Here is a 24,598-nt window from a genome sequence, read left to right as displayed (position 1 = left end):
CATGGCAAAGCTCGGTAAGCGTACAAAGGCAGCCCGCGCTGCTTTCGCAGGTAAAGACAACATCACCGTCGAAGAAGCTGTCGCACTGGTGAAATCCAACGCCAACTCTAAGTTCGACGAAACCGTCGAGATCGCGATGAACCTGGGCGTCGATCCGCGTCACGCAGACCAGATGGTCCGCGGCGTGGTCAGCCTGCCCAACGGCACCGGCAAGACCGTTCGCGTCGCCGTGTTCGCCCGTGGTGCCAAGGCTGAAGAAGCCCAGGCCGCCGGTGCGGATATCGTCGGCGCCGAAGACCTGATGGAGACCATTCAGGGTGGCACCATCGAGTTCGATCGCTGCATTGCGACCCCGGACATGATGCCGGTCGTGGGGCGTCTGGGCAAGATCCTGGGCCCGCGCAACCTGATGCCGAACCCCAAGGTCGGCACCGTGACCATGGATGTCGCCGAAGCCGTGGCCAACGCCAAGGGCGGTGAGGTTCAGTTCAAGGCCGAGAAAGCCGGCGTTGTGCACGCAGGCATCGGCAAGGTGTCCTTCGACGAAGCCAAGCTGGTCGAGAACGTGCGCGCCTTCGTGGCCGCCGTGTCGCGCGCCAAGCCGTCGGGGGCCAAGGGCGCCTACATGAAGAAGATCGCGCTGAGCTCGACCATGGGTCCGGGCGTCAGTGTCGACGTGGATAACGCGGCAGCCGCCGAGTAATCCCGCAAGATCGGGCGGGGCGACCCGCCTGGTGGCAGGGCCGACAGGCCCTGTCCTGTCCGAGACGGAGGGCGTGTCGCTGACCGGGCCGCAAGGCTGCTGAAGCGGGGCTTAATTTCCTTCCCGAGATGGGGAACGAGACATTTCTCTGAGTGCCGCGTGCGGCCCTCGGGCGATCTGCTCGGGACCCTGAGTTGAGGACCCGAACGCTGGGGAAACCCGGCAGAAGTGAGCCGAGGGGGCAACCTCTCAAACTTGGAGTGAAACTGTGGATAGAGCCCAGAAAGAGAAATTGGTCGATGAACTCGGCCAGATCTTCGAAAGCTCTGGCGTTGTAGTGGTTGCACACTACGCGGGTCTCACGGTTGCCGAGATGCAGGATCTTCGGGGGCGCATGCGCGCATCCGGCGGATCCGTGCGTGTTGCCAAGAACAGGCTCGCCAAGATCGCCCTCGAGGGCAAACCCTGCGCAGGCATGGGTGAGCTTCTTACGGGCATGACCGTACTGTCCTATTCCGAGGACCCCGTGGCAGCAGCCAAGGTGGCCGAGGACTTCGCCAAGGACAACAAGAAATTCGAAATCCTTGGCGGGGCAATGGGCGAGACGATCCTGGACCGGGCTGGTGTTGAAGCCGTGTCGAAAATGCCGTCGCGCGAGGAGCTTATTGCCTCCATCGTCGGCTGCATCGGCGCGCCCGCTTCGAACATCGCCGGTGCGATTGGCGCACCTGCTTCGAACATCGCGAGCATCCTTTCGACAATCGAAGAGCGCGGCGAGGCCGCGTGAGATCCCGCGTGTGGAAATCATCGCACGTTGGAACACATCTAAAGATACGGAACAGAGAAAATGGCTGATCTGAAAGCACTTGCTGAGCAAATCGTCAACCTGACGCTGCTGGAAGCACAAGAACTGAAAACCATCCTGAAGGATGAGTACGGCATCGAGCCCGCCGCAGGCGGCGCCGTGATGATGGCTGGCCCGGCCGGCGACGCCGGTGGCGACGCTGCCGAAGAGCAAACCGAATTTGACGTGATCCTGAAAGCCGCTGGCGGCGAGAAGATCAAGGTCATCAAGGAAGTTCGCGGCATCACCGGTCTTGGCCTGAAAGAAGCCAAAGAGCTGGTCGAAGCTGGCGGCAAAGCTGTCAAAGAGCAGGTTTCGAAAGAAGAAGCCGAAGACATCAAGGCGAAGCTGGAAGCAGTCGGCGCCGAGATCGAGCTCAAGTAATCCGTCGGGCCATCTGGCCCGTAGGTTTCAAGATTGGCTGGGCCCGGGGATACTCCGGGTCCAGCTGTCCGCGTCTTGGCGAGGCCCTGTTGACAGGGGTTCTCCAAGAAGCGGTCAAAGGTCGGGAGGCACCCCGTGGGAAGGGCGCCAGGCATGGACCGACCGTTTCGATGTTTCAGGGATGCGCCCCGTGGCCCCGGCGGTGGCGGTATTCCGGTGAAACGAAAGGCAACGGCACTTATGGCGCAGACTTATATCGGCCAGAAACGACTCCGCAAATATTACGGCAAGATCCGGGAAGTTCTGGAAATGCCGAACCTCATCGAGGTTCAGAAATCATCCTACGACCTGTTCCTGCGGTCCGGCGACAGCGATATTCCGCTGGATGGCGAAGGCATCAAGGGCGTGTTCCAGTCGGTTTTCCCGATCAAGGATTTCAACGAAACCAGCGTTCTGGAATTTGTCTCCTACGAGCTGGAAAAACCCAAGTATGACGTTGAGGAATGTCAGCAGCGCGACATGACCTACAGCGCGCCGCTGAAGGTGACCCTGCGCCTGATCGTGTTCGATGTGGACGAAGATACCGGCGCCAAGTCGGTGAAGGACATCAAGGAGCAGGACGTGTTCATGGGCGACATGCCGCTCATGACGCCGAACGGCACCTTCGTGGTCAATGGTACCGAGCGTGTGATCGTTTCCCAGATGCACCGTTCGCCGGGTGTGTTCTTCGATCACGACAAGGGCAAGACCCACGCCAGCGGCAAACTGCTGTTTGCCTGCCGCATCATTCCCTATCGCGGCTCGTGGCTGGATTTCGAATTCGACGCCAAGGACATCGTCTTTGCCCGTATCGACCGTCGCCGCAAGCTGCCGGTGACGACGCTGCTCTATTCCCTGGGCATGGATCAGGAAGGCATCTGCGACGCCTATTACGACACCGTTTCCTACAAGCTGGAAAACAGCCGGGGCTGGGCGACGAAGTTCTTCCCGGAACGCGTTCGCGGCACCCGTCCGACCTATGATCTGGTGGATGCAGCCACCGGCGAAGTCATCGCCGAAGCCGGCAAGAAGGTCACCCCGCGCGCCGTCAAGAAGCTGATCGACGAAGGCAATGTCACCGAACTTCTGGTGCCCTTTGACATGATCGTCGGCAAATACGTCGCCAAGGACATCATCAACGAGGAAACCGGCGCCATCTACGTGGAAGCCGGCGATGAGCTGACCTGGGAACTGGACAAGGACGGGGAAGTGACCGGCGGCTCGCTGAAAGAGCTGCTGGACGCGGGCATCACCGAGATCCCTGTGCTGGACATCGACAACATCAACGTCGGTCCCTACATCCGCAACACCCTGGCGGCAGACAAGAACATGAACCGCGACACCGCGCTCATGGACATCTACCGTGTCATGCGTCCGGGCGAGCCGCCCACCGTCGAAGCGGCCTCGGCCCTGTTCGACACGCTGTTCTTCGACAGCGAGCGGTATGACCTGTCCGCCGTGGGCCGGGTGAAGATGAACATGCGTCTTGCGCTGAACGCGGAAGACACCCAGCGCACGCTGCGCAAGGAAGACATCGTCGCCTGCATCAAGGCGCTGGTGGAACTGCGCGACGGCAAGGGCGACATCGACGACATCGACCACCTTGGCAACCGCCGGGTGCGTTCGGTCGGCGAACTGATGGAAAACCAGTATCGCGTCGGTCTGCTGCGCATGGAGCGTGCCATCAAGGAGCGCATGTCGTCGGTCGAGATCGACACGGTGATGCCGCAGGATCTGATCAACGCCAAGCCGGCCGCGGCCGCGGTGCGCGAATTCTTCGGCTCTTCGCAGCTGTCGCAGTTCATGGACCAGACCAACCCGCTGTCGGAAGTGACGCACAAACGCCGCCTGTCGGCGCTTGGGCCGGGCGGTCTGACCCGCGAGCGTGCGGGCTTTGAAGTCCGCGACGTGCACACCACCCATTACGGCCGGATGTGCCCGATCGAGACGCCGGAAGGTCCGAACATCGGTCTGATCAACTCGCTGGCCACCTTCGCCCGCGTCAACAAGTACGGCTTCATCGAAACCCCCTATCGCCGGGTGGTCGAGGGTCACGTGACCGACGACGTGGTCTACATGTCCGCGACCGAGGAAATGCGTCACACCGTGGCGCAGGCCAACGCGACGCTGGATGAAGACGGTAACTTCGTGAACGACCTGGTGAACACCCGCCAGTCCGGCGAATACACCATGGCGCCGCGCGAAAACGTCGACCTGATCGACGTGTCGCCCAAGCAGTTGGTGTCGGTTGCGGCCTCGCTGATTCCGTTCCTGGAAAATGACGACGCCAACCGCGCCCTGATGGGATCGAACATGCAGCGTCAGGCGGTTCCGCTGTTGCAGGCCGAGGCCCCCTTGGTCGGCACCGGGATCGAGGAAATCGTGGCCCGCGACTCGGGCGCGGCCATCGTTGCCAAGCGCGCCGGTATCATTGACCAGGTTGATGCCACCCGGATCGTGATCCGGGCCACCTCTGATATGGCACCGGGCGATCCGGGCGTCGATATCTACCGGATGCGCAAGTTCCAGCGGTCGAACCAGAACTCCTGCATCAACCAGCGTCCGCTGGTGAAGGTGGGGCAGGAAGTCACCAAGGGCGAAGTCATCGCCGATGGTCCGTCCACCGACATGGGGGAACTGGCGCTCGGCAAGAACGTCGTCGTCGCCTTCATGCCGTGGAATGGCTACAACTACGAAGACTCGATCCTGATCTCGGAACGCATCGTGCGGGATGACGTCTTCACCTCGGTGCATATCGAGGAATTCGAAGTCGCCGCCCGTGACACCAAGCTGGGGCCGGAAGAGATTACCCGCGACATCCCCAACGTCGGCGAGGAAGCCCTGCGCAACCTCGACGAAGCGGGCATCGTCTATATCGGTGCCGAGGTTGGCCCGGCGGATATCCTGGTCGGCAAGATCACTCCGAAGGGCGAAAGCCCGATGACGCCGGAAGAAAAGCTTCTGCGCGCCATCTTCGGCGAGAAAGCCTCGGACGTGCGCGACACCTCGCTGCGCCTGCCGCCGGGGGACTACGGCACCATCGTGGAAGTTCGCGTCTTCAACCGTCACGGTGTGGACAAGGACGAACGCGCGATCCAGATCGAGCGCGAGGAAGTCGAACGTCTGGCCCGTGACCGGGACGACGAGATGGCGATCCTCGAGCGCAACATCTATGCCCGTCTGCGCACGCAGATCATGGGCAAGGTGATCGTGAAGGGGCCAAAGGGCGTCAAGCCGGGCTCGGAAGTCACGCCGGATCTGCTGAGCACCCTGTCCAAGGGGCAGTGGTGGCAGTTGGCGCTGGAAGACGAGGCCGAGGCGAAGATCGTCGAGGCGCTCAACGAGCAGTACCAGAACCAGCGCCGTGCCCTGGAAGCCCGCTTCGAGGACAAGGTCGAGAAGGTGCGTCGTGGCGACGACCTGCCGCCGGGCGTCATGAAGATGGTCAAGGTCTTCGTTGCGGTGAAGCGCAAGCTGCAGCCGGGCGACAAGATGGCCGGTCGCCACGGGAACAAGGGCGTGATTTCGCGCGTGGTTCCCATGGAAGACATGCCGTTCCTTGCCGATGGGACCCCGGTCGACTTCGTTCTGAACCCGCTCGGCGTGCCGTCGCGGATGAACGTCGGGCAGATTCTGGAAACCCACATGGGTTGGGCTTGCCGTGGTCTGGGCCTGAGGATCGACGAAGCACTTGGCGATTATCGCCGGACCGGCGACATGACCCCGGTGCGTGATGCGATGCGTCTGGCCTATTGCGACGATGTCTATGAAGAGGGCATCGCCGGCATGGACGACGAGCAGCTGCTGGAAGCGGCGGGCAATGTCACCCGCGGTGTTCCGATCGCAACCCCGGTCTTTGACGGGGCGCGAGAGGAAGGCGTCAACGACGCGCTGAAGCGGGCCGGGTTCGACCAGTCCGGTCAGTCGGAACTGTTCGATGGCCGTACCGGCGAACAATTCGCCCGCAAGGTCACCGTCGGCATCAAGTACCTGCTGAAACTGCATCACCTGGTGGACGACAAGATCCACGCGCGTTCGACCGGCCCGTACTCGCTGGTCACCCAGCAGCCGCTGGGCGGCAAGGCGCAGTTCGGTGGTCAGCGCTTCGGGGAAATGGAGGTCTGGGCCCTGGAAGCCTATGGCGCCGCCTACACCCTGCAGGAAATGCTGACCGTCAAATCGGACGACGTGGCAGGCCGGACCAAGGTCTACGAAAGCATCGTGAAGGGCGAGGACAACTTCGAAGCCGGCGTGCCGGAATCGTTCAACGTTCTCGTCAAGGAGGTCCGGGGTCTGGGCCTCAACATGGAACTCCTGGACGCGGAGGGCGAGGAATAAGGCCGGCGGCGGCGGGGTGAACCCCGCCCTACGCAGCCCGGCAGGGCGGGGATCTCTCCGCCTTCACTCCCCCAAAACGCCCGTATTCTGAGGAAACTCAATGAACCAGGAACTCTCGACCAACCCGTTCAACCCGCTGACCCCGCCGAAGCAATTCGACGAGATCAAGGTGTCGCTGGCCTCTCCCGAACGGATCCTCTCGTGGTCCTACGGCGAGATCAAGAAGCCCGAAACCATCAACTACCGCACGTTCAAGCCCGAGCGTGACGGCCTGTTCTGCGCGCGCATCTTCGGTCCGATCAAGGACTACGAATGCCTGTGCGGCAAATACAAGCGCATGAAGTATCGCGGCGTCGTCTGCGAGAAATGCGGCGTGGAAGTCACCCTGCAGAAGGTCCGCCGCGAGCGGATGGGCCATATCGAACTGGCCTCGCCGGTGGCGCACATCTGGTTCCTCAAGTCGTTGCCGTCGCGCATCGGCCTGATGCTGGACATGACCCTGCGCGATCTGGAACGCATCCTCTACTTCGAAAACTACGTGGTGATCGAACCCGGCCTCACCGATCTGACCTATGGTCAGCTGATGTCGGAAGAGGAGTTCATGGACGCCCAGGACACCTATGGCATGGATGCCTTCACCGCCGGGATCGGCGCGGAAGCCATTCGTGAGATGCTGTCCCAGATCGATCTGGAAGCCGAAGCAACGACTCTGCGTGACGACCTGAAGGAAGCCACCGGCGAGTTGAAGCCCAAGAAGATCATCAAGCGCCTGAAGGTGGTTGAGAGCTTCCTGGAATCCGGCAACCGCCCGGAATGGATGATCCTGACCGTTGTGCCGGTCATCCCGCCGGAACTGCGTCCGCTGGTGCCGCTGGATGGCGGCCGCTTCGCGACCTCGGATCTGAACGATCTGTATCGCCGCGTCATCAACCGCAACAACCGTCTGAAGCGGCTGATCGAGCTGCGCGCACCGGACATCATCATCCGCAACGAAAAGCGGATGCTGCAGGAATCCGTGGATGCGCTGTTCGACAACGGCCGCCGTGGCCGCGTCATCACCGGCGCCAACAAGCGTCCGCTGAAGTCGCTGTCCGACATGCTGAAAGGCAAGCAGGGTCGTTTCCGCCAGAACCTTCTGGGCAAGCGGGTGGACTTCTCGGGCCGGTCGGTCATCGTGACCGGGCCGGAACTGAAACTGCATCAGTGCGGACTTCCCAAGAAAATGGCGTTGGAGCTGTTCAAGCCGTTCATCTATTCGCGCCTTGAAGCCAAGGGGCTGTCTTCCACCGTGAAGCAGGCCAAGAAACTGGTGGAAAAGGAACGTCCCGAGGTCTGGGATATTCTGGACGAAGTGATCCGCGAACATCCCGTCATGCTGAACCGGGCGCCGACGCTGCACCGTCTGGGCATTCAGGCGTTCGAGCCGAAGCTGATCGAAGGCAAGGCCATCCAGCTGCACCCGCTGGTGTGTTCGGCCTTCAACGCCGACTTCGACGGCGACCAGATGGCCGTGCACGTCCCGCTGAGCCTTGAGGCCCAGCTTGAAGCGCGCGTCCTGATGATGTCGACCAACAACGTTCTGTCGCCCGCCAACGGCGCGCCGATCATCGTGCCGTCGCAGGACATGATTCTGGGTCTGTACTATGTGACCCTGCAGCGGGCCGGCATGAAGGGCGAAGGCATGATCTTCGCCGATGTGGAAGAAGTGCAGCACGCGCTGGACAGTGGCGAAGTGCATCTGCACGCCAAGATCACCGCACGGATCAAGCAGATCGGTGAAGACGGGCTTGAGATCTACAAGCGCTTCGAAACCACGCCGGGCCGGGTCTTGCTCGGGGCATTGCTGCCGCTGAACGCCAAGGCGCCCTTCGATCTGGTGAACCGCCTTCTGCGGAAGGGCGAGGTTCAGCAGGTCATCGACACCGTCTACCGCTATTGCGGTCAGAAAGAGTCGGTCATTTTCTGTGACCAGATCATGACCATGGGCTTCCGCGAAGCCTTCAAGGCCGGCATTTCCTTCGGCAAGGACGACATGGTCATCCCCGACAGCAAGTGGACGATCGTCAATGCCGTGCGCGACCAGGTCAAGGAGTTCGAACAGCAGTACATGGACGGCCTGATCACCCAGGGCGAAAAGTACAACAAGGTCATCGACGCCTGGTCGAAGTGTTCCGACACCGTGGCCGACGCCATGATGTCCGACATCTCTGCCATGCGGGTCGAGGATGGGGTCGAGCAGGAGCCGAACTCGGTCTACATGATGGCTCACTCCAAGGCGCGGGGGTCTCCCGCTCAGATGAAACAGCTGGGCGGGATGCGCGGCCTGATGGCCAAGCCCGACGGCTCGATCATCGAAACGCCGATCATCTCGAACTTCAAGGAAGGTCTGACCGTTCTTGAATACTTCAACTCGACCCACGGCGCCCGGAAGGGCCTTGCGGATACCGCGTTGAAGACGGCGAACTCGGGCTATCTGACCCGTCGTCTGGTCGACGTGGCGCAGGACTGCATCGTGCGGTCGCACGATTGCGGCACCGACAAGGCGATCACCGCCGAGGCGGCCGTCAACGACGGCGAGGTCGTGGCGACCCTGGGCGAGCGTGTTCTGGGCCGCGTGGCCGCGGATGACGTTCACGTGCCGGGCACCGAAGAGGTGATCGTGGCGGCGGGCGAGTTGATCGACGAACGGCGTGCCGATCAGATCGAAAGCGCCGGCGTGGCCAAGATGCGCATCCGCAGCCCGCTGACCTGTGAAGCGGACGAGGGCGTCTGCGCGGCCTGCTACGGTCGTGACCTTGCACGCGGCACCCTGGTCAACCAGGGCGAGGCCGTGGGCATCATCGCGGCCCAGTCGATCGGCGAACCGGGCACCCAGCTGACGATGCGGACCTTCCACATCGGCGGCATCGCACAGGGTGGCCAGCAGTCGTTCCAGGAAGCCGGTGCCGAGGGCAAGATCGAGTTCCGCAACCCGGCGCTCGTGACCAACTCCAGTGGCGAAGCCATCGTCATTGGCCGGAACATGCAGATGGCGATCATCGGCGACGACGGCGAGGAGCGGGCCAGCTTCAAGATCGGCTACGGCACCAAGATCCTGGTCAAGGACGGGGCCGCCGTTGGCCGCGGCGACAAGCTGTATGAATGGGATCCCTACACACTTCCCATCATCGCCGAGAAGAGCGGTCAGGCGAAATTCGTCGATCTGGTTTCGGGCATCTCGGTGCGCGAAGATACCGACGATGCCACGGGCATGACCCAGAAGATCGTCTCGGATTGGCGGTCGGCGCCGAAAGGCAGCGACCTGAAGCCCGAGATCATCATCATGGATCCCGAGACCGGCGAACCGGTACGCAACGATGCCGGCAACCCGGTCAGCTATCCGATGTCGGTGGACGCGATCCTGTCGATCGAAGAAAGCCAGGATGTTCATGTGGGCGACGTCGTTGCGCGGATCCCGCGCGAAGGCGCCAAGACCAAGGACATCACCGGGGGTCTGCCGCGGGTGGCCGAGCTTTTCGAAGCCCGCCGTCCGAAGGACCACGCCATCATCGCCGAGATCGACGGCTACGTCCGCTTTGGCCGCGACTACAAGAACAAGCGCCGTATCTCGATCGAGCCTGCAGATGAGAATCTGGAGCCGGTGGAATACATGGTGCCCAAGGGCAAGCACATCCCGGTCGTCGAGGGCGATTTCGTCCAGAAGGGCGACTACATCATGGATGGCAACCCCGCGCCGCACGACATCCTGCGGATCATGGGCATCGAGGCGCTGGCCGACTACCTGATCAACGAAGTGCAGGACGTCTATCGCCTGCAGGGCGTGAAGATCAACGACAAGCACATCGAGGTGATCGTGCGGCAGATGCTGCAGAAGTTCGAGATCCTCGACAGCGGCGAGACCACGCTGCTGAAGGGCGAGCATGTCGACAAGGCCGAGCTGGACGAAATGAACGAAAAGGCGCTGGCCGACGGACGTCGCCCGGCCGAGGCGGAGCCGATCCTTCTGGGGATCACCAAGGCCTCGCTGCAGACCCGCTCGTTCATCTCGGCGGCATCCTTCCAGGAGACCACCCGCGTGCTGACCGAAGCTTCGGTTCAGGGCAAGCGCGACAAGCTGATCGGTCTGAAGGAAAACGTCATCGTGGGCCGTCTGATCCCGGCGGGCACCGGTGGTGCCAGCCAGCGCGTGCGCCGCATTGCCGGCGAGCGCGACCAGAAGGTCATCGAACAGAAGCAGGCCGAGGCCGAAGCGGCACTGGCGCTGCAGGCGCCGGAAGGCGAGGGTCTGGGCGATGTCTTCGGGGATGCACCCGGCGACACCCTGGTGGACACACCGGAGCGCGGCGAGCTCTGATCGCCCGCTGACACGCACAAGGAACCCCGCCCGGAACAGGGCGGGGTTTTTCATTGGTCGGCTTTCGCGGCTGGCCTGACGATCCAGGGAACCCTGCCGTGCCTGCTTTGGCCGAAGACAGCTCTGTTGCCAGCCGCAACCTGCGCGGCGCCTTCCTGATGACCCTCTCGATGGCGGCCTTCGTCGGCAATGACGCCTGCATGCGGGCCATGGCCGGGACCCTGCCGGTCGCGCAGATCCTGGTTTTGCGCGGTGGCTTGACCGCGCTGATCCTGCTGGCGCTGGCCATCCACGGCGGCATTCTTGTCCAGCTTTTCCGTCTGGAACGCCGGGGCTGGGCACTGGTCGCCCTGCGCAGTTTTGCCGAAATCTGGACCGCCTTCAGCGTGCTGATCTCGTTGCAGCACCTGAGCCTGTCCACATTTACCGCGATCATCCAGGCCGGGCCGCTGTCGGTGGCGCTGGCCGGGGCGGTGTTCCTGAAAGAGCCGATAGGCTGGCGCCGTCTGGTGGCGATCCTGATCGGTTTTGGCGGGGTGATGATCATCATCCGGCCCGGAACCGAGGTTTTTGACATCTGGTCACTGGCGGGCCTGTCGGCGGTGGCCGGGTTTACGCTGCGCGATCTGGCCGCGCGCCGCGTTCCGGCGCATTTCTCTCCGATTCTGACAGCGCTGTGCGGCGCCATCGCGGTGTTGCTGGCGGCGGCGGTGATCAGCCCCGCGGTGACCTGGCAGATGCCGACCCCGTCGCTGTGGGTGGGAATTGTGGCGGCGGCGGTGTTCTCGGCGGCGGCCTATATCCTTGCGGTGCGCTGCATGCAGGTGGGCGAGATCGCCTTTGTCATGCCCTTCCGCTACACTGGCCTGCTGTGGGCGCTTCTGCTGGGCGTGCTGTTCCTTGGCGAACGCCCGGATCTGCTGACCCTGGTCGGGGCGGCGATCGTGCTCGCCACCGGCGGATTCACCCTGTATCGCGAGCATCAGGCCCGCCGACGCAGCCGTCAGACGTGATCCGGCGCGCAGAGCGCCCGCTGGATGTTGACACCCCCTGCGACTCTGTCTATACGCCGCGCAATCGGGTGGGGTTTTCCCTGTCCTGACCCAAGATTAGTCGTGGTCATGATCCGAACGCTTGGCGCTCCGATCCTCTGGAACCCGCCGCATCGCCCCTGAATGCAGGAGGCGGGAGCGGCTTTTTCGCTTGTCCGTATATCAATCGGGCAGCGCCACGAGATAAGAAATGAACCGCGCGTCGTCTTGGCGTGCACCGACAAGACGAACGATGAGCAAAGCGGAGTACGAACCGGAATGCCAACGATCCAACAGCTGATCCGCAAACCGCGGCAGCCGAAAGTGAAACGCTCCAAGTCGCAGCACTTGGAATCCTGCCCCCAGAAGCGCGGCGTCTGCACGCGCGTCTACACCACCACGCCCAAAAAGCCGAACTCGGCCATGCGGAAGGTGGCCAAGGTGCGTCTGACCAACGGCTATGAAGTCATCAGCTACATTCCGGGTGAAAGCCACAACCTTCAGGAACACTCGGTGGTCCTGATCCGTGGCGGCCGTGTAAAAGACCTTCCCGGTGTCCGTTATCACATCCTGCGCGGTGTTCTGGATACCCAGGGCGTCAAAGACCGTAAGCAGCGCCGCTCGAAATACGGCGCCAAGCGCCCCAAGTAAGGAGAGACGCACATGTCCCGCCGTCACGCTGCCGAAAAGCGCGAAGTCCTGCCCGACGCCAAATATGGCGATCGCGTGCTGACCAAATTCATGAACAACCTGATGGTCGACGGCAAGAAGTCCGCCGCCGAGCGCATTGTCTACAATGCCTTCGACCGGGTTGAAGCCAAGCTGAAGAAGGCCCCTGTCGAGGTTTTCCACGAAGCTCTGGAAAACATCCAGCCGTCGGTCGAAGTGCGGTCGCGTCGTGTGGGTGGTGCCACCTACCAGGTGCCCGTCGAAGTGCGCCCCGAGCGCCGTGAGGCCCTGGCCATCCGCTGGTTGATCATCGCTGCCCGCAAGCGCAACGAGAACACGATGGAAGAGCGCCTGGCCGGCGAACTGATCGACGCCGTGAATGGCCGCGGCACCGCTGTGAAAAAGCGTGAAGACACCCACAAGATGGCCGACGCCAACAAAGCGTTCAGCCATTACCGCTGGTAAACAATACTCCGCCTAAGGACCGAACCCATGGCTCGCGATTATCCCCTCGACCGGTACCGCAACTTCGGTATCATGGCGCACATTGATGCAGGCAAGACCACCTGCTCTGAGCGTATCCTGTTCTACACCGGCAAGTCCCACAACCTCGGCGAAGTGCACGATGGCGCGGCGACAATGGACTGGATGGAACAGGAGCAGGAGCGGGGCATCACCATCACCTCTGCTGCAACCACCACCTTCTGGGAGCGCACCGAGGACGGCGTAACAGCCGACACCCCGAAGCACCGCCTGAACATCATCGACACCCCCGGCCACGTTGACTTCACCATCGAAGTCGAACGCTCGCTGGCGGTTCTCGACGGTGCCGTCTGTGTTCTGGACGCCAACGCCGGTGTCGAGCCGCAGACCGAAACCGTCTGGCGTCAGGCCGATCGCTACAAGGTTCCGCGCATCGTTTTCGTCAACAAGATGGACAAGATCGGCGCCGACTTCTTCAACTGCGTGCGCATGATCGAAGATCGCACCGGCGCGGTTGCTGTTCCGGTGGCTCTGCCCATCGGCGCGGAGAACGAGCTGGAAGGCCTCATCGACCTGGTCACCATGAAAGAGTGGCTGTGGAAAGGTGAAGATCTGGGCGCGTCCTGGGAGAAGGTCGATATCCGCGACAGCCTGAAAGACGTGGCTGAAGAGTGGCGCGGCAAGATGATCGAAGCGGCCGTCGACATGGACGACGACGCGATGGAAGCCTACCTCGAAGGCGAAGAGCCCGATGTGGCAACCCTGCGCAAACTGCTGCGCAAGGGCACTCTGGCCATGGCTTTCGTTCCGGTTCTGGGCGGTTCGGCGTTCAAGAACAAGGGTGTCCAGCCGCTGCTGAACGCCGTGATCGACTATCTGCCCAGCCCGCTGGACGTGGTCGACTACATGGGCTTCAAGCCGGGCGACGAGGAAGAAGTGCGCGACATCCCGCGCCGTGCGGATGACAACATGCCGTTCGCCGGTCTGGCGTTCAAGATCATGAACGACCCCTTCGTCGGTTCGCTGACCTTCACCCGGATCTATTCGGGCAAGATGAACAAGGGTGACTCGATCCTGAACTCGACCAAGGGCCGCAAAGAGCGCATCGGTCGGATGATGATGATGCACTCGAACAACCGCGAAGAAATCGATGAAGCCTTCGCAGGCGACATCATCGCGCTGGCGGGTCTGAAAGACACCACCACGGGCGATACCCTGTGTGACGCCAAGGATCCGGTGGTTCTGGAAACCATGACCTTCCCGGATCCGGTGATCGAGATCGCGGTCGAGCCGAAAACCAAGGCCGACCAGGAGAAGATGTCCCAGGGTCTGGCCCGTCTGGCCGCTGAAGACCCGTCCTTCCGCGTGGAAACCGACCTGGAATCGGGTCAGACCATCATGAAGGGCATGGGCGAACTTCACCTCGACATCCTGGTGGATCGTCTGAAGCGCGAATTCAAGGTCGAAGCCAACATCGGCGCGCCGCAGGTGGCCTACCGCGAGACCATCGGTCACGAGGTCGAGCACACCTACACCCACAAGAAGCAGTCGGGTGGTTCGGGTCAGTTCGCCGAAGTCAAGATGGTCATTTCCCCGACAGAGCCTGGCGAAGGCTTCTCGTTCGAGAGCAAGATCGTTGGTGGCGCCATTCCGAAGGAATACATTCCTGGCGTCGAAAAGGGCATCAAATCGGTTATGGATAGCGGCCCGCTGGCCGGCTTCCCCGTCATCGATTTCAAGGTCGCGCTGATCGACGGCAAGTTCCACGATGTGGACTCCAGTGTTCTGGCGTTCGAAATCGCGGGCCGGATGTGTATGCGCGAAGGCATGCGCCGTGCCGGTGCCAAGTTGCTGGAACCGATCATGAAGGTCGAAGTGATCACGCCGGAAGAATACACCGGTGGCATCATCGGCGACCTGACGTCCCGTCGGGGTCAGGTGCAGGGTCAAGACACCCGCGGCAACGCGATCGCGATCGACGCCTTCGTGCCGCTGGCCAACATGTTCGGCTACATCAATACGCTGCGGTCCATGTCTTCGGGCCGGGCAAACTTCTCGATGCAGTTCGATCACTATGATCCGGTGCCGCAGAACATCAGCGACGAGATCCAGGCAAAATACGCCTGATCGGGACGGCGGGGTTAACCCCGCCCTACCACCCACCGTAGGGCGGGGCTCACCCCGCCGACCGTAAAAAGATAGCAGGAGGCCATCATGGCAAAGGAAAAGTTTGACCGCAGCAAGCCGCACGTGAACATTGGCACGATCGGCCACGTTGACCACGGCAAGACGACGCTGACCGCGGCGATCACCAAGTATTTCGGTGATTTCAAGGCCTACGACCAGATCGACGGCGCGCCGGAAGAGAAGGCCCGTGGCATCACCATCTCGACCGCGCACGTGGAATACGAGACCGACAACCGCCACTACGCGCACGTCGACTGCCCCGGCCACGCCGACTATGTGAAGAACATGATCACCGGTGCCGCGCAGATGGACGGCGCGATCCTGGTGGTGAACGCGGCCGACGGCCCGATGCCCCAGACCCGCGAGCACATCCTGCTGGGCCGCCAGGTTGGCATCCCGAAGATGGTCGTGTTCATGAACAAGGTCGACCAGGTGGACGACGAGGAGCTGCTGGAGCTCGTGGAAATGGAAATCCGCGAACTGCTGGAAAGCTACGAGTACCCGGGCGACGAGATCCCGATCATCGCCGGATCGGCGCTGGCCGCGATGGAAGGCCGTGATCCGGAAATCGGCGAGAACAAGATCCGCGAACTGATGGCGGCCGTGGATGAGTACATCCCGACCCCGGACCGCGCCGTGGACCAGCCGTTCCTGATGCCGATCGAGGACGTGTTCTCGATCTCGGGCCGCGGCACCGTGGTTACGGGGCGTGTCGAGCGTGGCGTGATCAACGTCGGCGACAGCATCGAGATCGTCGGCATCCGCGCCACCACCACCACCACCTGCACCGGTGTGGAAATGTTCCGCAAGCTGCTGGACCGTGGTGAAGCGGGCGACAACATCGGCGCGCTGCTGCGCGGCATCGACCGTGAAGGCGTGGAGCGCGGGCAGGTTCTCTGCAAGCCGGGTTCCGTGACCCCGCACACCAAGTTCGAAGCCGAGGCCTATATCCTGACCAAGGAAGAAGGCGGCCGTCACACGCCGTTCTTCGCGAACTACCGTCCGCAGTTCTACTTCCGCACCACCGATGTGACCGGCACCGTGACGCTGCCGGAAGGCACCGAGATGGTGATGCCGGGTGACAACCTGAAGTTCGAGGTCGAGCTGATCGCCCCGATCGCGATGGAAGAAAAACTCCGCTTCGCCATCCGCGAAGGCGGCCGCACCGTCGGCGCTGGCGTGGTGTCGAAAATCATCGAGTAACAAGACCTTCGGGAATGACTGTGGGGCGCCCGATAATGGGCGCTCCACCTCTCTTTTCTGTGCCGCGAAAGGCGACAAGAATGCAAAGCCAAAACATTCGCATCCGGCTGAAGGCGTTTGACTATCGGGTTCTGGATGCCAGCACCCAGGAGATCGTCAATACCGCCAAACGGACGGGCGCAACCGTGCGCGGGCCGATCCCGCTGCCGAACAAGATCGAGAAATTCACCGTTCTGCGTGGTCCGCACGTGAACAAGAAATCTCGTGACCAGTTCGAGATCCGCACGCACAAACGCCTGCTCGACATTGTTGACCCGACCCCGCAGACCGTGGACGCGCTGATGAAGCTCGACCTCGCGGCCGGCGTTGACGTCGAAATCAAGGTTTGAGGAGGGCAGACATGATGCGCTCTGGCGTTATTGCGAAAAAGGTGGGCATGACCCGCCTGTTCATGGAGGACGGGAAGCAGATCCCCGTCACCGTTCTTCAACTCGACAACCTGCAGGTCGTTGACCAGCGGACCACTGAACGCGATGGCTACACCGCGGTTCAGCTGGGCGCCGGCACGGCCAAGGCCAAACGTGTGAGCCAGGCCATGCGCGGTCATTTCGCTGTTGCGAAAGTGGCCCCCAAGCGCAAGCTGGTGGAATTCCGCGTGGCCCCGGAAAACCTGATCGACGTGGGCGCCGAGATTTCGGCTGACCATTTCGTCGAAGGCCAGAAGGTCGATGTGTCCGGCACCTCGATCGGTAAAGGCTTTGCCGGTGCCATGAAGCGGCACAACTTCGGCGGCCTGCGCGCCTCGCACGGCGTGTCGATCTCGCACCGTTCGCACGGTTCGACCGGCCAGTGTCAGGATCCCGGCAAGGTGTTCAAAGGCAAGAAGATGGCCGGTCACATGGGCGCTGCCCGTGTCACCACCCAGAACCTGGAAGTGGTTCGGACCGATGCCGACCGTGGCCTGATCATGGTCAAGGGCGCGGTGCCGGGTTCGAAAGGCGGCTGGGTCACCATCAAGGATGCCGTGAAGAAGAAACTGCCCGATGGCGTGCCGTTCCCGGCTGCCCTGAAAGTGGTGGAAGCTGCGGCGACCGAAGCACCGGCAGAAGCTCCGGCTGAAGCCCCTGAAGGAGGTGCGGTAGAATGAAAGCGCAAGTGATCAAGCTCGACGCTTCTGAAGCGGGCGATGTCGATCTGAATGACGACATCTTCGGCCTGGAGCCGCGCGCAGATATCCTGCAGCGTGTGGTCCGTTGGCAGCGCAACAAGGCGCAGGCCGGCACCCACAAGGTCAAGACCCGGTCCGAGACCAGCTACTCGACCAAGAAGATCTATCGCCAGAAGGGCACCGGCGGCGCACGCCACGGTGACCGGAACGCACCGATCTTCCGCAAGGGCGGTATCTACAAGGGTCCGACCCCGCGTAGCCACGCGCACGATTTGCCGAAGAAGGTCCGCGCTCTGGGCCTGAAGCACGCCCTGTCGGCGAAGGCACAGTCGGGCAACCTGGTTGTGATCGAGGATGCGGCTCTGGACGCGGGCAAGACCAAGGCTCTGGCCACTGCGGTCAAGAACCTGGGCTGGAAACGCGCCCTGATCATCGATGGGGCAGAAGTGAACGCGAACTTCGCGCGCGCTGCGTCCAACATCGAAGGTCTGGACGTGCTGCCGTCGATGGGCGCCAATGTCTATGACATCCTGAAGCGTGACACCCTGGTGATCACGAAAGCAGGTGTCGAAGCGCTGGAGGCGCGCCTGAAATGAGCACCAAAGCCGAACTCTACGACGTGATCCGCAAGCCGATCGTCACCGAGAAAGCGACCATGGCCTCCGAGGCCAACGCGGTTGTTTTCGAAGTGGCCATCGACGCCAACAAGCCGATGATCAAGGAAGCCGTCGAGACCCTGTTCAACGTCAAGGTGAAGGCCGTCAACACGACCATCACCAAGGGCAAGGTCAAGCGTTTCCGCGGCATGCTGGGCAAGCGCAAGGACGTCAAGAAAGCCTATGTGACGCTCGAAGAGGGCAACACGATCGACGTCTCCACCGGTCTGTGATCGGGACGGCGGGGTGAACCCCGCCCTACGAAATCGGAAAGGCCCTCGCAGCGATGCGGGGGCTTTTCTTTTGCTCCGGGGAATTGTGGGGGTAGGGTGGCCCGAGACTGGGAAGGCAGGCCATGATCACCGAGGTTGAGGACTTTTTCACGCGTGGTTGCGGACGGTGTTCACGGTTCGATACGCCGGCGTGTTCCGCGCACCACTGGGCCGAGGGGCTGGCGTCTCTGAGACGGATCTGTCTGCAAGCAGGTCTTGGGGAAGCCGTGAAATGGGGGCATCCCTGCTATATTCACGCAAGCCGCAATATCGTTCTGATGGGTGCTTTCCGGGAAGATTTCCGGTTGACCTTCTTCAACGCCGCGTTGTTGAAAGATCCGGCTGGCATTCTGCAACGCCGGGGGCCGAATACCCAGAACCCCGACACGGTGGTTTTTACTTCCGCCGCCGGGGTGCGGGACCGAGAGAGCCTTCTGCGCGCCTATCTGGAGGAGGCCAAGGGCTATGCAGAGCGCGGCATCAGGGCGCCCAAAGTCGTGCGAACACTGGATCTACCGGTGGAACTGGAAGATGCGCTGACGGAGGATCCAGAGTTGGCAGAGGCGTTTTCAAATCTGACGCCGGGGCGCCAACGCAGCTATGCCATTGCCCTGAATTCCGCCAAGAAGCCGGAAACCCGAGTGGCCCGAATTGCCAGATTTCGCCCCGGGATTTTGGCAGGCAAGGGGGCCCTTGAACGCTGAGGTCAGGTTTTTCCGGGCCCGCGCTTGACCCTCCCCTGAGGCTCCTTTAGAGGGAACCATCCAATCGGCCCCGGATTCGTCCGGGGCTGATGGTTTTTATGAATTCGGGCACCTTCGGGGGCCTTTAGCCAGGGGCGCTTGCGTCCCGCCAACAACGGAAGACAGAAAGCATGGCACTCAAGTCGTACAAACCGACGACGCCTGGCCAGCGTGGGCTGGTTCTGATCGACCGTTCGGAGCTCTGGAAAGGGCGCCCGGTCAAATCCCTCACCGAGGGTCTGACCAAGTCGGGCGGCCGGAACAACACCGGACGGATCACCTCTCGCCGCCGTGGTGGTGGCGCGAAGCGTCTCTATCGCATCGTCGATTTCAAGCGTCGCAAGTTCGACGTCGAAGGCGTTGTCACCCGGATCGAATACGACCCGAACCGGACCGCGTTCATCGCCCTGATCACCTATACCGACGGCGAGCAGGCCTATATCCTGGCCCCGCAGCGTCTGGCGATTGGCGACAAGGTCGTCTCGACCGAGAAGGCCGATATCAAGCCGGGCAACGCGATGCCGTTCTCGGGCATGCCGATCGGGACCATCGTTCACAACATCGAACTGAAGCCGGGCAAGGGCGGTCAGATCGCACGCGCCGCGGGCACCTACGCCCAGTTCGTCGGCCGTGACGGTGGCTACGCCCAGATCCGCCTCAGCTCGGGCGAACTGCGCCTGGTGCGTCAGGAATGCATGGCCACTGTCGGTGCCGTGTCGAACCCCGACAACTCCAACCAGAACTACGGTAAAGCCGGTCGTATGCGCCACAAGGGCAAGCGTCCGTCGGTCCGTGGTGTCGTCATGAACCCGATCGATCACCCCCATGGTGGTGGTGAAGGCCGGACTTCGGGTGGCCGTCACCCGGTGACCCCCTGGGGCAAGCCGACCAAGGGTGCCCGCACCCGTGACACCAACAAGGCGTCGCAGAAGCTTATCATCCGCTCGCGTCACGCCAAGAAGAAGGGCCGCTAACATATGGCACGCTCCGTTTGGAAAGGGCCTTTCGTTGACAGCTACGTGCTGAAGAAGGCCGAGAAAGTCCGCGAAAGCGGCAAGAACGAAGTCATCAAGATCTGGTCGCGTCGTTCGACCATTCTGCCCCAGTTCGTGGGTCTGACTTTCGCCGTCTACAACGGCAAGAAACACATTCCGGTTGCCGTGTCCGAGGACATGATCGGCCAGAAGTTCGGCGAATATTCTCCGACCCGGACCTATTACGGTCACGCGGCGGACAAGAAAGCGAAGCGGAAGTAAGTCATGGGCAAGGCAAAGAATCCCCGCCGCGTGGCTGAAAACGAAGCAATGGCGAAAACGCGCATGCTTCGGACCAGCCCGCAGAAACTGAACCTGGTTGCGCAGATGATCCGCGGCAAGAAGGTCGAGAAGGCACTGACCGATCTCACCTTCTCGAACAAGCGGATCGCTGGCGACGTGAAGAAATGTCTTCAGTCCGCCATCGCCAACGCCGAGAACAACCACAACCTGGACGTGGACGAGCTGGTCGTCGCCGAAGCCTATGTCGGCAAGAACCTGACCATGAAGCGCGGTCGCCCGCGTGCCCGTGGCCGGTTCGGCAAGATCATCAAGCCGTTCTCGGAACTGACCATCAAGGTCCGCCAGATCGAGGAGCAAGCCTAATGGGTAACAAAGTCAATCCCGTCGGCATGCGCCTGCAGGTCAACCGGACCTGGGACAGCCGCTGGTACGCCGACAGCAAGGACTTCGGCGACATGCTTCTGGAAGATGTTCGCATTCGCGAATTCATCTTCAAGGAATGCAAGCAGGCCGGCATCAGCCGCATCATCATCGAGCGTCCGCACAAGAAGTGCCGCGTGACCATTCACTCGGCGCGTCCGGGTGTGATCATCGGCAAGAAAGGCGCGGATATCGAGCTGCTTCGCAAGAAGCTGGCCAAGATGACCGACAGCGAAGTGCACCTGAACATCGTCGAGGTTCGCAAGCCGGAACTGGACGCACGTCTGGTCGCCGAGAACGTCGCGCAGCAGCTGGAGCGCCGGGTGTCTTTCCGCCGCGCCATGAAGCGCGCCGTGCAGAACTCGATGCGGATGGGCGCCCTGGGCATTCGTCTGAACGTCGCCGGCCGTCTGGGCGGTGCAGAGATCGCGCGGACCGAATGGTATCGTGAAGGCCGCGTGCCTTTGCACACCCTGCGGGCCGACGTGGACTATGCACTGGTCGAAGCCGTCACGCCGTATGGCATCATCGGCATCAAGTGCTGGATCTTCAAAGGCGAGATCATGGAACATGATCCTCAGGCGCGTGACCGCAAGGCGGCCGAGCTTCAGGATGGTCCTGCCCCCCGTGGCGCAGGCGGCGGTGGCCGTCGCGACCGCGACCGCTAAGGAGAGCGACAAATGCTTCAGCCAAAGCGTACAAAATTCCGCAAGCAGCACAAAGGCCGTATCCACGGTCAAGCCAAGGGCGGTTCGGACCTCGCGTTCGGAACCTACGGCCTGAAGGCCCTGCAGCCGGAGCGTGTTACCGCACGTCAGATCGAAGCCGCACGCCGTGCCATGACGCGTCAGATGAAGCGTCAGGGCCGTGTCTGGATCCGCATCTTCCCGGATGTGGCCGTGACCTCCAAACCCACCGAAGTCCGGATGGGTAAAGGTAAGGGTTCGGTCGACTTCTGGGCAGCCAAGGTCAAGCCGGGTCGGATCATGTTCGAGATCGACGGCGTCAGCGAAGCCGTCGCCCGCGAGGCCCTGCGCCTTGCGGCGATGAAGCTGCCGATCAAGACCCGCGTGGTGGTCCGCGAGGACTGGTAAGCGGCGGCGGGGTGATCCCCGCCCTGGGAAATGGACCCCTGTCGAGCGATCGGCGGGGGTCTTTTCGTTTGGCCTGCGTTCAGGCTACATTCCAGCATTACGATGTTTTAATCTTCCGGCTTTCGCCCTAGGCTCTGCCCGATCAGAAGGAGCCAAGGCATGAGACATCCGATCATGGGAAAAGCGCGCGGGGCAGGCCCCGTCATGGCCATTGCACTGGCGGGTCTGACCCTGGTGGCGGTACCCTCCGCCGCCCAGATGGGGCAGGGCGGGCACAGGATGCAGCATCATGGCGCCGATGGCACCGGCCACGACATGCGCGTGATGCCGGGGCTGCGCGGCGACAACGCGACGCCGCAGGAAAGCGCGGAATTGCAGGTCCTGTTCCACCATTTCGATACGCTGAGCCGCGAGGTTGAATTGCTGCCCGATGGCATCCGCACCGTGACCCGCGCCTCGGATCCCATGGTGGCCGAGGCGCTGATCAGCCATGTGGTCGGCATGATCGGCCGGGTGGAAGCCGCAGACGATCCGCAGATCTATATCCAGAGCCCGACCCTGGACATCTTCTTTCTGCGCGGGGACAGCATCACCTCGACCATCGAGACGACCCAGGACGAGATCGTCGTCATCCAGACCTCGACCGATCCCGAGGTGGTCGCGGCCCTGCAGACCCATGCAGCCGAGGTCACGCGCATGGCGGACCAAGGGATGCATGCCGTCCACATGATGATGATGGAGCGGGCGCAAAACTGACCCCTGATCGCGTACGGGTGGGGCAAGGCTTGGGCGTGCGGAACAGGGCTGCTATCAAGGCCGCACTTCTGTCACCACATCCGGCATTGCGTGCATGACCAATCCCTTCAAAGACGGCCCTTCAGCACAGGATGCTGGCGCCCATGGCCATCCGTGGAAAATCTCGGATGTGGTTCTGTTCCCGTTGCTGGGATTGGGGCTTGTCCTTGAATGGGTCTGGCCGACCACGCTCCCGCTCTGGCGTGTGCCTGGAGGTGTGCTAGGGGCTGCGCTGTTCCTGTTCGGGTTCTGGCTGATCCACCGCGCCAAGACGGAGTTGGACAAGGCAGACCAGCCGTCGCTGCCGGGGGCTGCGACGACGCGGCTTGTCACCACCGGACCCTTCGCCTGGTCGCGCAATCCGAACTATCTGGGGGCAGCGCTGGCCGGGATCGGCGGGGCGCTGGCGCTGGAATCCTGGTGGCTCATCGCCACGACCCTGCTGGCCTGTGCGATTCTCGAGGTCTGGATGATCCGGCCCGAGGAACGCTATCTTGCCGAACGGTTTGCAGGGGAATACCAAGACTACCGACGCCGGACCCGGCGCTGGTTGTGACGACCGGCAGTGGCGCGGCCACAGGAGATCACCGCATGCCTACCATCGAATCCCTCTTTGTCACCCGCCTGTATCGCGCCGCCCTGTCAGAGTTCGGAACACCCGTCGATCCGGCCGAACTGGAATCCTCCTGCATGGTCATCGCGCAGGATGACGAGGCCGGGCAGGACTGGTGCGAGGAAAACGGCTATCCCGGCTATACCTCTTACGCCTCGCTGACCGACCTGCCGTGGCGGTTTCCGATCTTTGCCGATGTGGTGGCAGCCCTTGATCTGCATGTGGCGGAATTCGCCAGGGATCTGGAGTTCGATCTGGACGGCCGCGCGCTGAAGCTGGAAGACATCTGGATCAACATCCTGCCCGAGGGCGGCATGCACGCCTCGCACATCCATCCGCATTCGGTGATCTCGGGCACGACATATGTGGCGATGCCGGAAGGGGCCAGCGCGCTGAAGCTGGAAGATCCGCGATCCGCCCGCATGATGGCCGCGCCAGCGCGCGCGAAACAGGCCCGGCGCGAGTTGCAGACCTTCGTCTACGCCAAGCCAACGGTCGGCGACGTGCTGCTGTGGGAAAGCTGGCTGCGACACGAGGTGCCGATGAACATGGCCGAGAACGAACGGATCAGCGTGAGCTTCAACTACGGATGGGAATAGGGCACAAGTTGCCCGTTTGATCGCCCGGACGCGGCCTCACTGGCTGTTTTCCACATTCTCCCTTGCCACCAAAGCCCCCGTCTTGTAGGCAGCGCCATCTCACGGATTCCCGCTTGCGGGATTCGTGGTTATTGCCATTCAACCACCGGGCTTCGGGTGACCCTGAACCAACCGTCAGGGGCTTGCTGGTGTATTGAGAAAGGAACGGCGCATGAACGCCACTGAACTGCGTGAAAAGACGCCCGATCAGCTTCGTGATGAGCTGGCCGCGCTGAAAAAGGAGGCCTTCAACCTCCGCTTCCAGAGCGCCACGGGTGCCATGGAAAACACTGCTCGTACCCGCGTTGTCCGTCGTGACATCGCGCGTGTGATGACCGTGCTGAACGAAAAAGCCGCTGCTGCAGCCGCCGAATAAGGAGCCTTAGACATGCCCAAGCGTATCCTGTCCGGCACTGTGACCAGCGCCAAGAACGACCAGACCGTCACCGTATCGGTAGAACGTCGGTTCAAGCACCCGGTTCTTCAGAAGACCATCCGGAAATCGAAGAAGTACCGGGCCCACGACGAGGCCAACACGTTCAAGGAAGGCGATTTCGTTCGCATCCAGGAATGTGCGCCGAAATCGAAGACCAAACGCTGGGAGGTCGTGACCGCTTAAGGTCACGCCAACCGGTTTCATCGAAACCCTGGGGCCTATGTCTGTAAAGCGGTCCCAAAGGTCGGGAG

The 24,598-nt window shown here is 62.1% G+C and carries 25 protein-coding genes; all 25 read left to right on the top strand.

Going from position 1 to position 24,598, the window contains the following annotated elements; translation table 11 throughout:
• The first annotated feature begins 1 nt into the window (after position 1).
• Complete coding sequence (gene rplA, locus ACP15K_RS01970) at positions 2–703, top strand: 50S ribosomal protein L1 (RefSeq protein ID WP_193139777.1); 702 nt, start codon at positions 2–4, stop codon at positions 701–703.
• A gap of 268 nt (positions 704–971) precedes the next feature.
• Positions 972–1,490 (top strand): 50S ribosomal protein L10, encoded by a 519-nt coding sequence (rplJ, locus tag ACP15K_RS01965; RefSeq protein WP_193139775.1) that lies wholly within the window; start codon positions 972–974, stop codon positions 1,488–1,490.
• Between the two features lie 60 nt (positions 1,491–1,550).
• Positions 1,551–1,931 (top strand): 50S ribosomal protein L7/L12, encoded by a 381-nt coding sequence (gene rplL, locus ACP15K_RS01960; protein ID WP_193139773.1) that lies wholly within the window; start codon positions 1,551–1,553, stop codon positions 1,929–1,931.
• A 240-nt stretch (positions 1,932–2,171) separates the two neighbouring features.
• Positions 2,172–6,308 (top strand): DNA-directed RNA polymerase subunit beta, encoded by a 4,137-nt coding sequence (gene rpoB / locus ACP15K_RS01955; protein WP_193140126.1) that lies wholly within the window; start codon positions 2,172–2,174, stop codon positions 6,306–6,308.
• A 100-nt stretch (positions 6,309–6,408) separates the two neighbouring features.
• Positions 6,409–10,662: a DNA-directed RNA polymerase subunit beta' gene (gene rpoC / locus ACP15K_RS01950; RefSeq protein WP_193139771.1), complete on the top strand. Its 4,254-nt coding sequence runs from the start codon at positions 6,409–6,411 to the stop codon at positions 10,660–10,662.
• 98 nt (positions 10,663–10,760) lie between these two features.
• A complete protein-coding gene (locus tag ACP15K_RS01945; protein ID WP_193139769.1) occupies positions 10,761–11,675 on the top strand; it encodes a DMT family transporter in 915 nt (304 codons plus the stop codon).
• 297 nt (positions 11,676–11,972) lie between these two features.
• On the top strand, positions 11,973–12,344 hold the full coding sequence (gene rpsL, locus ACP15K_RS01940) for a 30S ribosomal protein S12 (RefSeq protein ID WP_008331617.1): 372 nt from the start codon (positions 11,973–11,975) through the stop codon (positions 12,342–12,344).
• Between the two features lie 12 nt (positions 12,345–12,356).
• Positions 12,357–12,827 carry a 30S ribosomal protein S7 gene (gene rpsG / locus ACP15K_RS01935; RefSeq protein WP_193139767.1) on the top strand — a complete coding sequence of 157 codons (471 nt, stop codon included), beginning with the start codon at positions 12,357–12,359 and terminating at the stop codon, positions 12,825–12,827.
• A gap of 27 nt (positions 12,828–12,854) precedes the next feature.
• Positions 12,855–14,972, top strand: coding sequence for an elongation factor G (gene fusA, locus ACP15K_RS01930; RefSeq protein ID WP_193139765.1), 2,118 nt, complete (start codon positions 12,855–12,857; stop codon positions 14,970–14,972).
• Between the two features lie 87 nt (positions 14,973–15,059).
• On the top strand, positions 15,060–16,235 hold the full coding sequence (gene tuf, locus ACP15K_RS01925) for an elongation factor Tu (protein WP_193139789.1): 1,176 nt from the start codon (positions 15,060–15,062) through the stop codon (positions 16,233–16,235).
• Positions 16,236–16,315: 80 nt separating this feature from the next.
• Complete coding sequence (rpsJ, locus tag ACP15K_RS01920) at positions 16,316–16,624, top strand: 30S ribosomal protein S10 (protein WP_009503373.1); 309 nt, start codon at positions 16,316–16,318, stop codon at positions 16,622–16,624.
• A gap of 14 nt (positions 16,625–16,638) precedes the next feature.
• On the top strand, positions 16,639–17,382 hold the full coding sequence (gene rplC, locus ACP15K_RS01915) for a 50S ribosomal protein L3 (protein WP_193140124.1): 744 nt from the start codon (positions 16,639–16,641) through the stop codon (positions 17,380–17,382).
• Complete coding sequence (rplD, locus tag ACP15K_RS01910; protein WP_193139761.1) at positions 17,379–17,999, top strand: 50S ribosomal protein L4; 621 nt, start codon at positions 17,379–17,381, stop codon at positions 17,997–17,999. The genes rplC and rplD overlap by 4 nt, the downstream gene beginning before the upstream one ends.
• Complete coding sequence (locus ACP15K_RS01905; protein WP_193139759.1) at positions 17,996–18,292, top strand: 50S ribosomal protein L23; 297 nt, start codon at positions 17,996–17,998, stop codon at positions 18,290–18,292. The genes rplD and ACP15K_RS01905 overlap by 4 nt, the downstream gene beginning before the upstream one ends.
• 122 nt (positions 18,293–18,414) lie before the next feature.
• Positions 18,415–19,035, top strand: a complete 621-nt coding sequence (locus tag ACP15K_RS01900; RefSeq protein ID WP_193139757.1) for a YdeI/OmpD-associated family protein — start codon at positions 18,415–18,417, stop codon at positions 19,033–19,035.
• Positions 19,036–19,205: 170 nt separating this feature from the next.
• Positions 19,206–20,048 carry a 50S ribosomal protein L2 gene (rplB, locus tag ACP15K_RS01895; protein ID WP_193139755.1) on the top strand — a complete coding sequence of 281 codons (843 nt, stop codon included), beginning with the start codon at positions 19,206–19,208 and terminating at the stop codon, positions 20,046–20,048.
• 3 nt (positions 20,049–20,051) lie between these two features.
• On the top strand, positions 20,052–20,330 hold the full coding sequence (gene rpsS / locus ACP15K_RS01890) for a 30S ribosomal protein S19 (protein WP_193139753.1): 279 nt from the start codon (positions 20,052–20,054) through the stop codon (positions 20,328–20,330).
• Between the two features lie 3 nt (positions 20,331–20,333).
• A complete protein-coding gene (gene rplV / locus ACP15K_RS01885; protein WP_193139751.1) occupies positions 20,334–20,714 on the top strand; it encodes a 50S ribosomal protein L22 in 381 nt (126 codons plus the stop codon).
• Positions 20,714–21,439, top strand: a complete 726-nt coding sequence (gene rpsC, locus ACP15K_RS01880) for a 30S ribosomal protein S3 (RefSeq protein WP_193139749.1) — start codon at positions 20,714–20,716, stop codon at positions 21,437–21,439. The genes rplV and rpsC overlap by 1 nt, the downstream gene beginning before the upstream one ends.
• A 12-nt stretch (positions 21,440–21,451) precedes the next feature.
• Positions 21,452–21,865 carry a 50S ribosomal protein L16 gene (rplP, locus tag ACP15K_RS01875; RefSeq protein ID WP_193139747.1) on the top strand — a complete coding sequence of 138 codons (414 nt, stop codon included), beginning with the start codon at positions 21,452–21,454 and terminating at the stop codon, positions 21,863–21,865.
• A gap of 159 nt (positions 21,866–22,024) precedes the next feature.
• A complete protein-coding gene (locus tag ACP15K_RS01870; RefSeq protein WP_226925633.1) occupies positions 22,025–22,621 on the top strand; it encodes a hypothetical protein in 597 nt (198 codons plus the stop codon).
• Between the two features lie 94 nt (positions 22,622–22,715).
• On the top strand, positions 22,716–23,216 hold the full coding sequence (locus ACP15K_RS01865) for a methyltransferase family protein (protein ID WP_424989656.1): 501 nt from the start codon (positions 22,716–22,718) through the stop codon (positions 23,214–23,216).
• 35 nt (positions 23,217–23,251) lie between these two features.
• Positions 23,252–23,872, top strand: a complete 621-nt coding sequence (locus ACP15K_RS01860) for a TIGR02466 family protein (protein ID WP_424989655.1) — start codon at positions 23,252–23,254, stop codon at positions 23,870–23,872.
• 211 nt (positions 23,873–24,083) lie between these two features.
• Positions 24,084–24,287 carry a 50S ribosomal protein L29 gene (gene rpmC, locus ACP15K_RS01855; RefSeq protein WP_424989654.1) on the top strand — a complete coding sequence of 68 codons (204 nt, stop codon included), beginning with the start codon at positions 24,084–24,086 and terminating at the stop codon, positions 24,285–24,287.
• Between the two features lie 12 nt (positions 24,288–24,299).
• Positions 24,300–24,530: a 30S ribosomal protein S17 gene (gene rpsQ, locus ACP15K_RS01850; protein WP_193139740.1), complete on the top strand. Its 231-nt coding sequence runs from the start codon at positions 24,300–24,302 to the stop codon at positions 24,528–24,530.
• Positions 24,531–24,598 lie beyond the last annotated feature (68 nt).

It is taken from the genome of Fluviibacterium sp. S390, assembly GCF_049800695.1.
Lineage (GTDB): Bacteria > Pseudomonadota > Alphaproteobacteria > Rhodobacterales > Rhodobacteraceae > Meridianimarinicoccus.
This window is presented reverse-complemented; position numbering and strand designations above follow the sequence as displayed.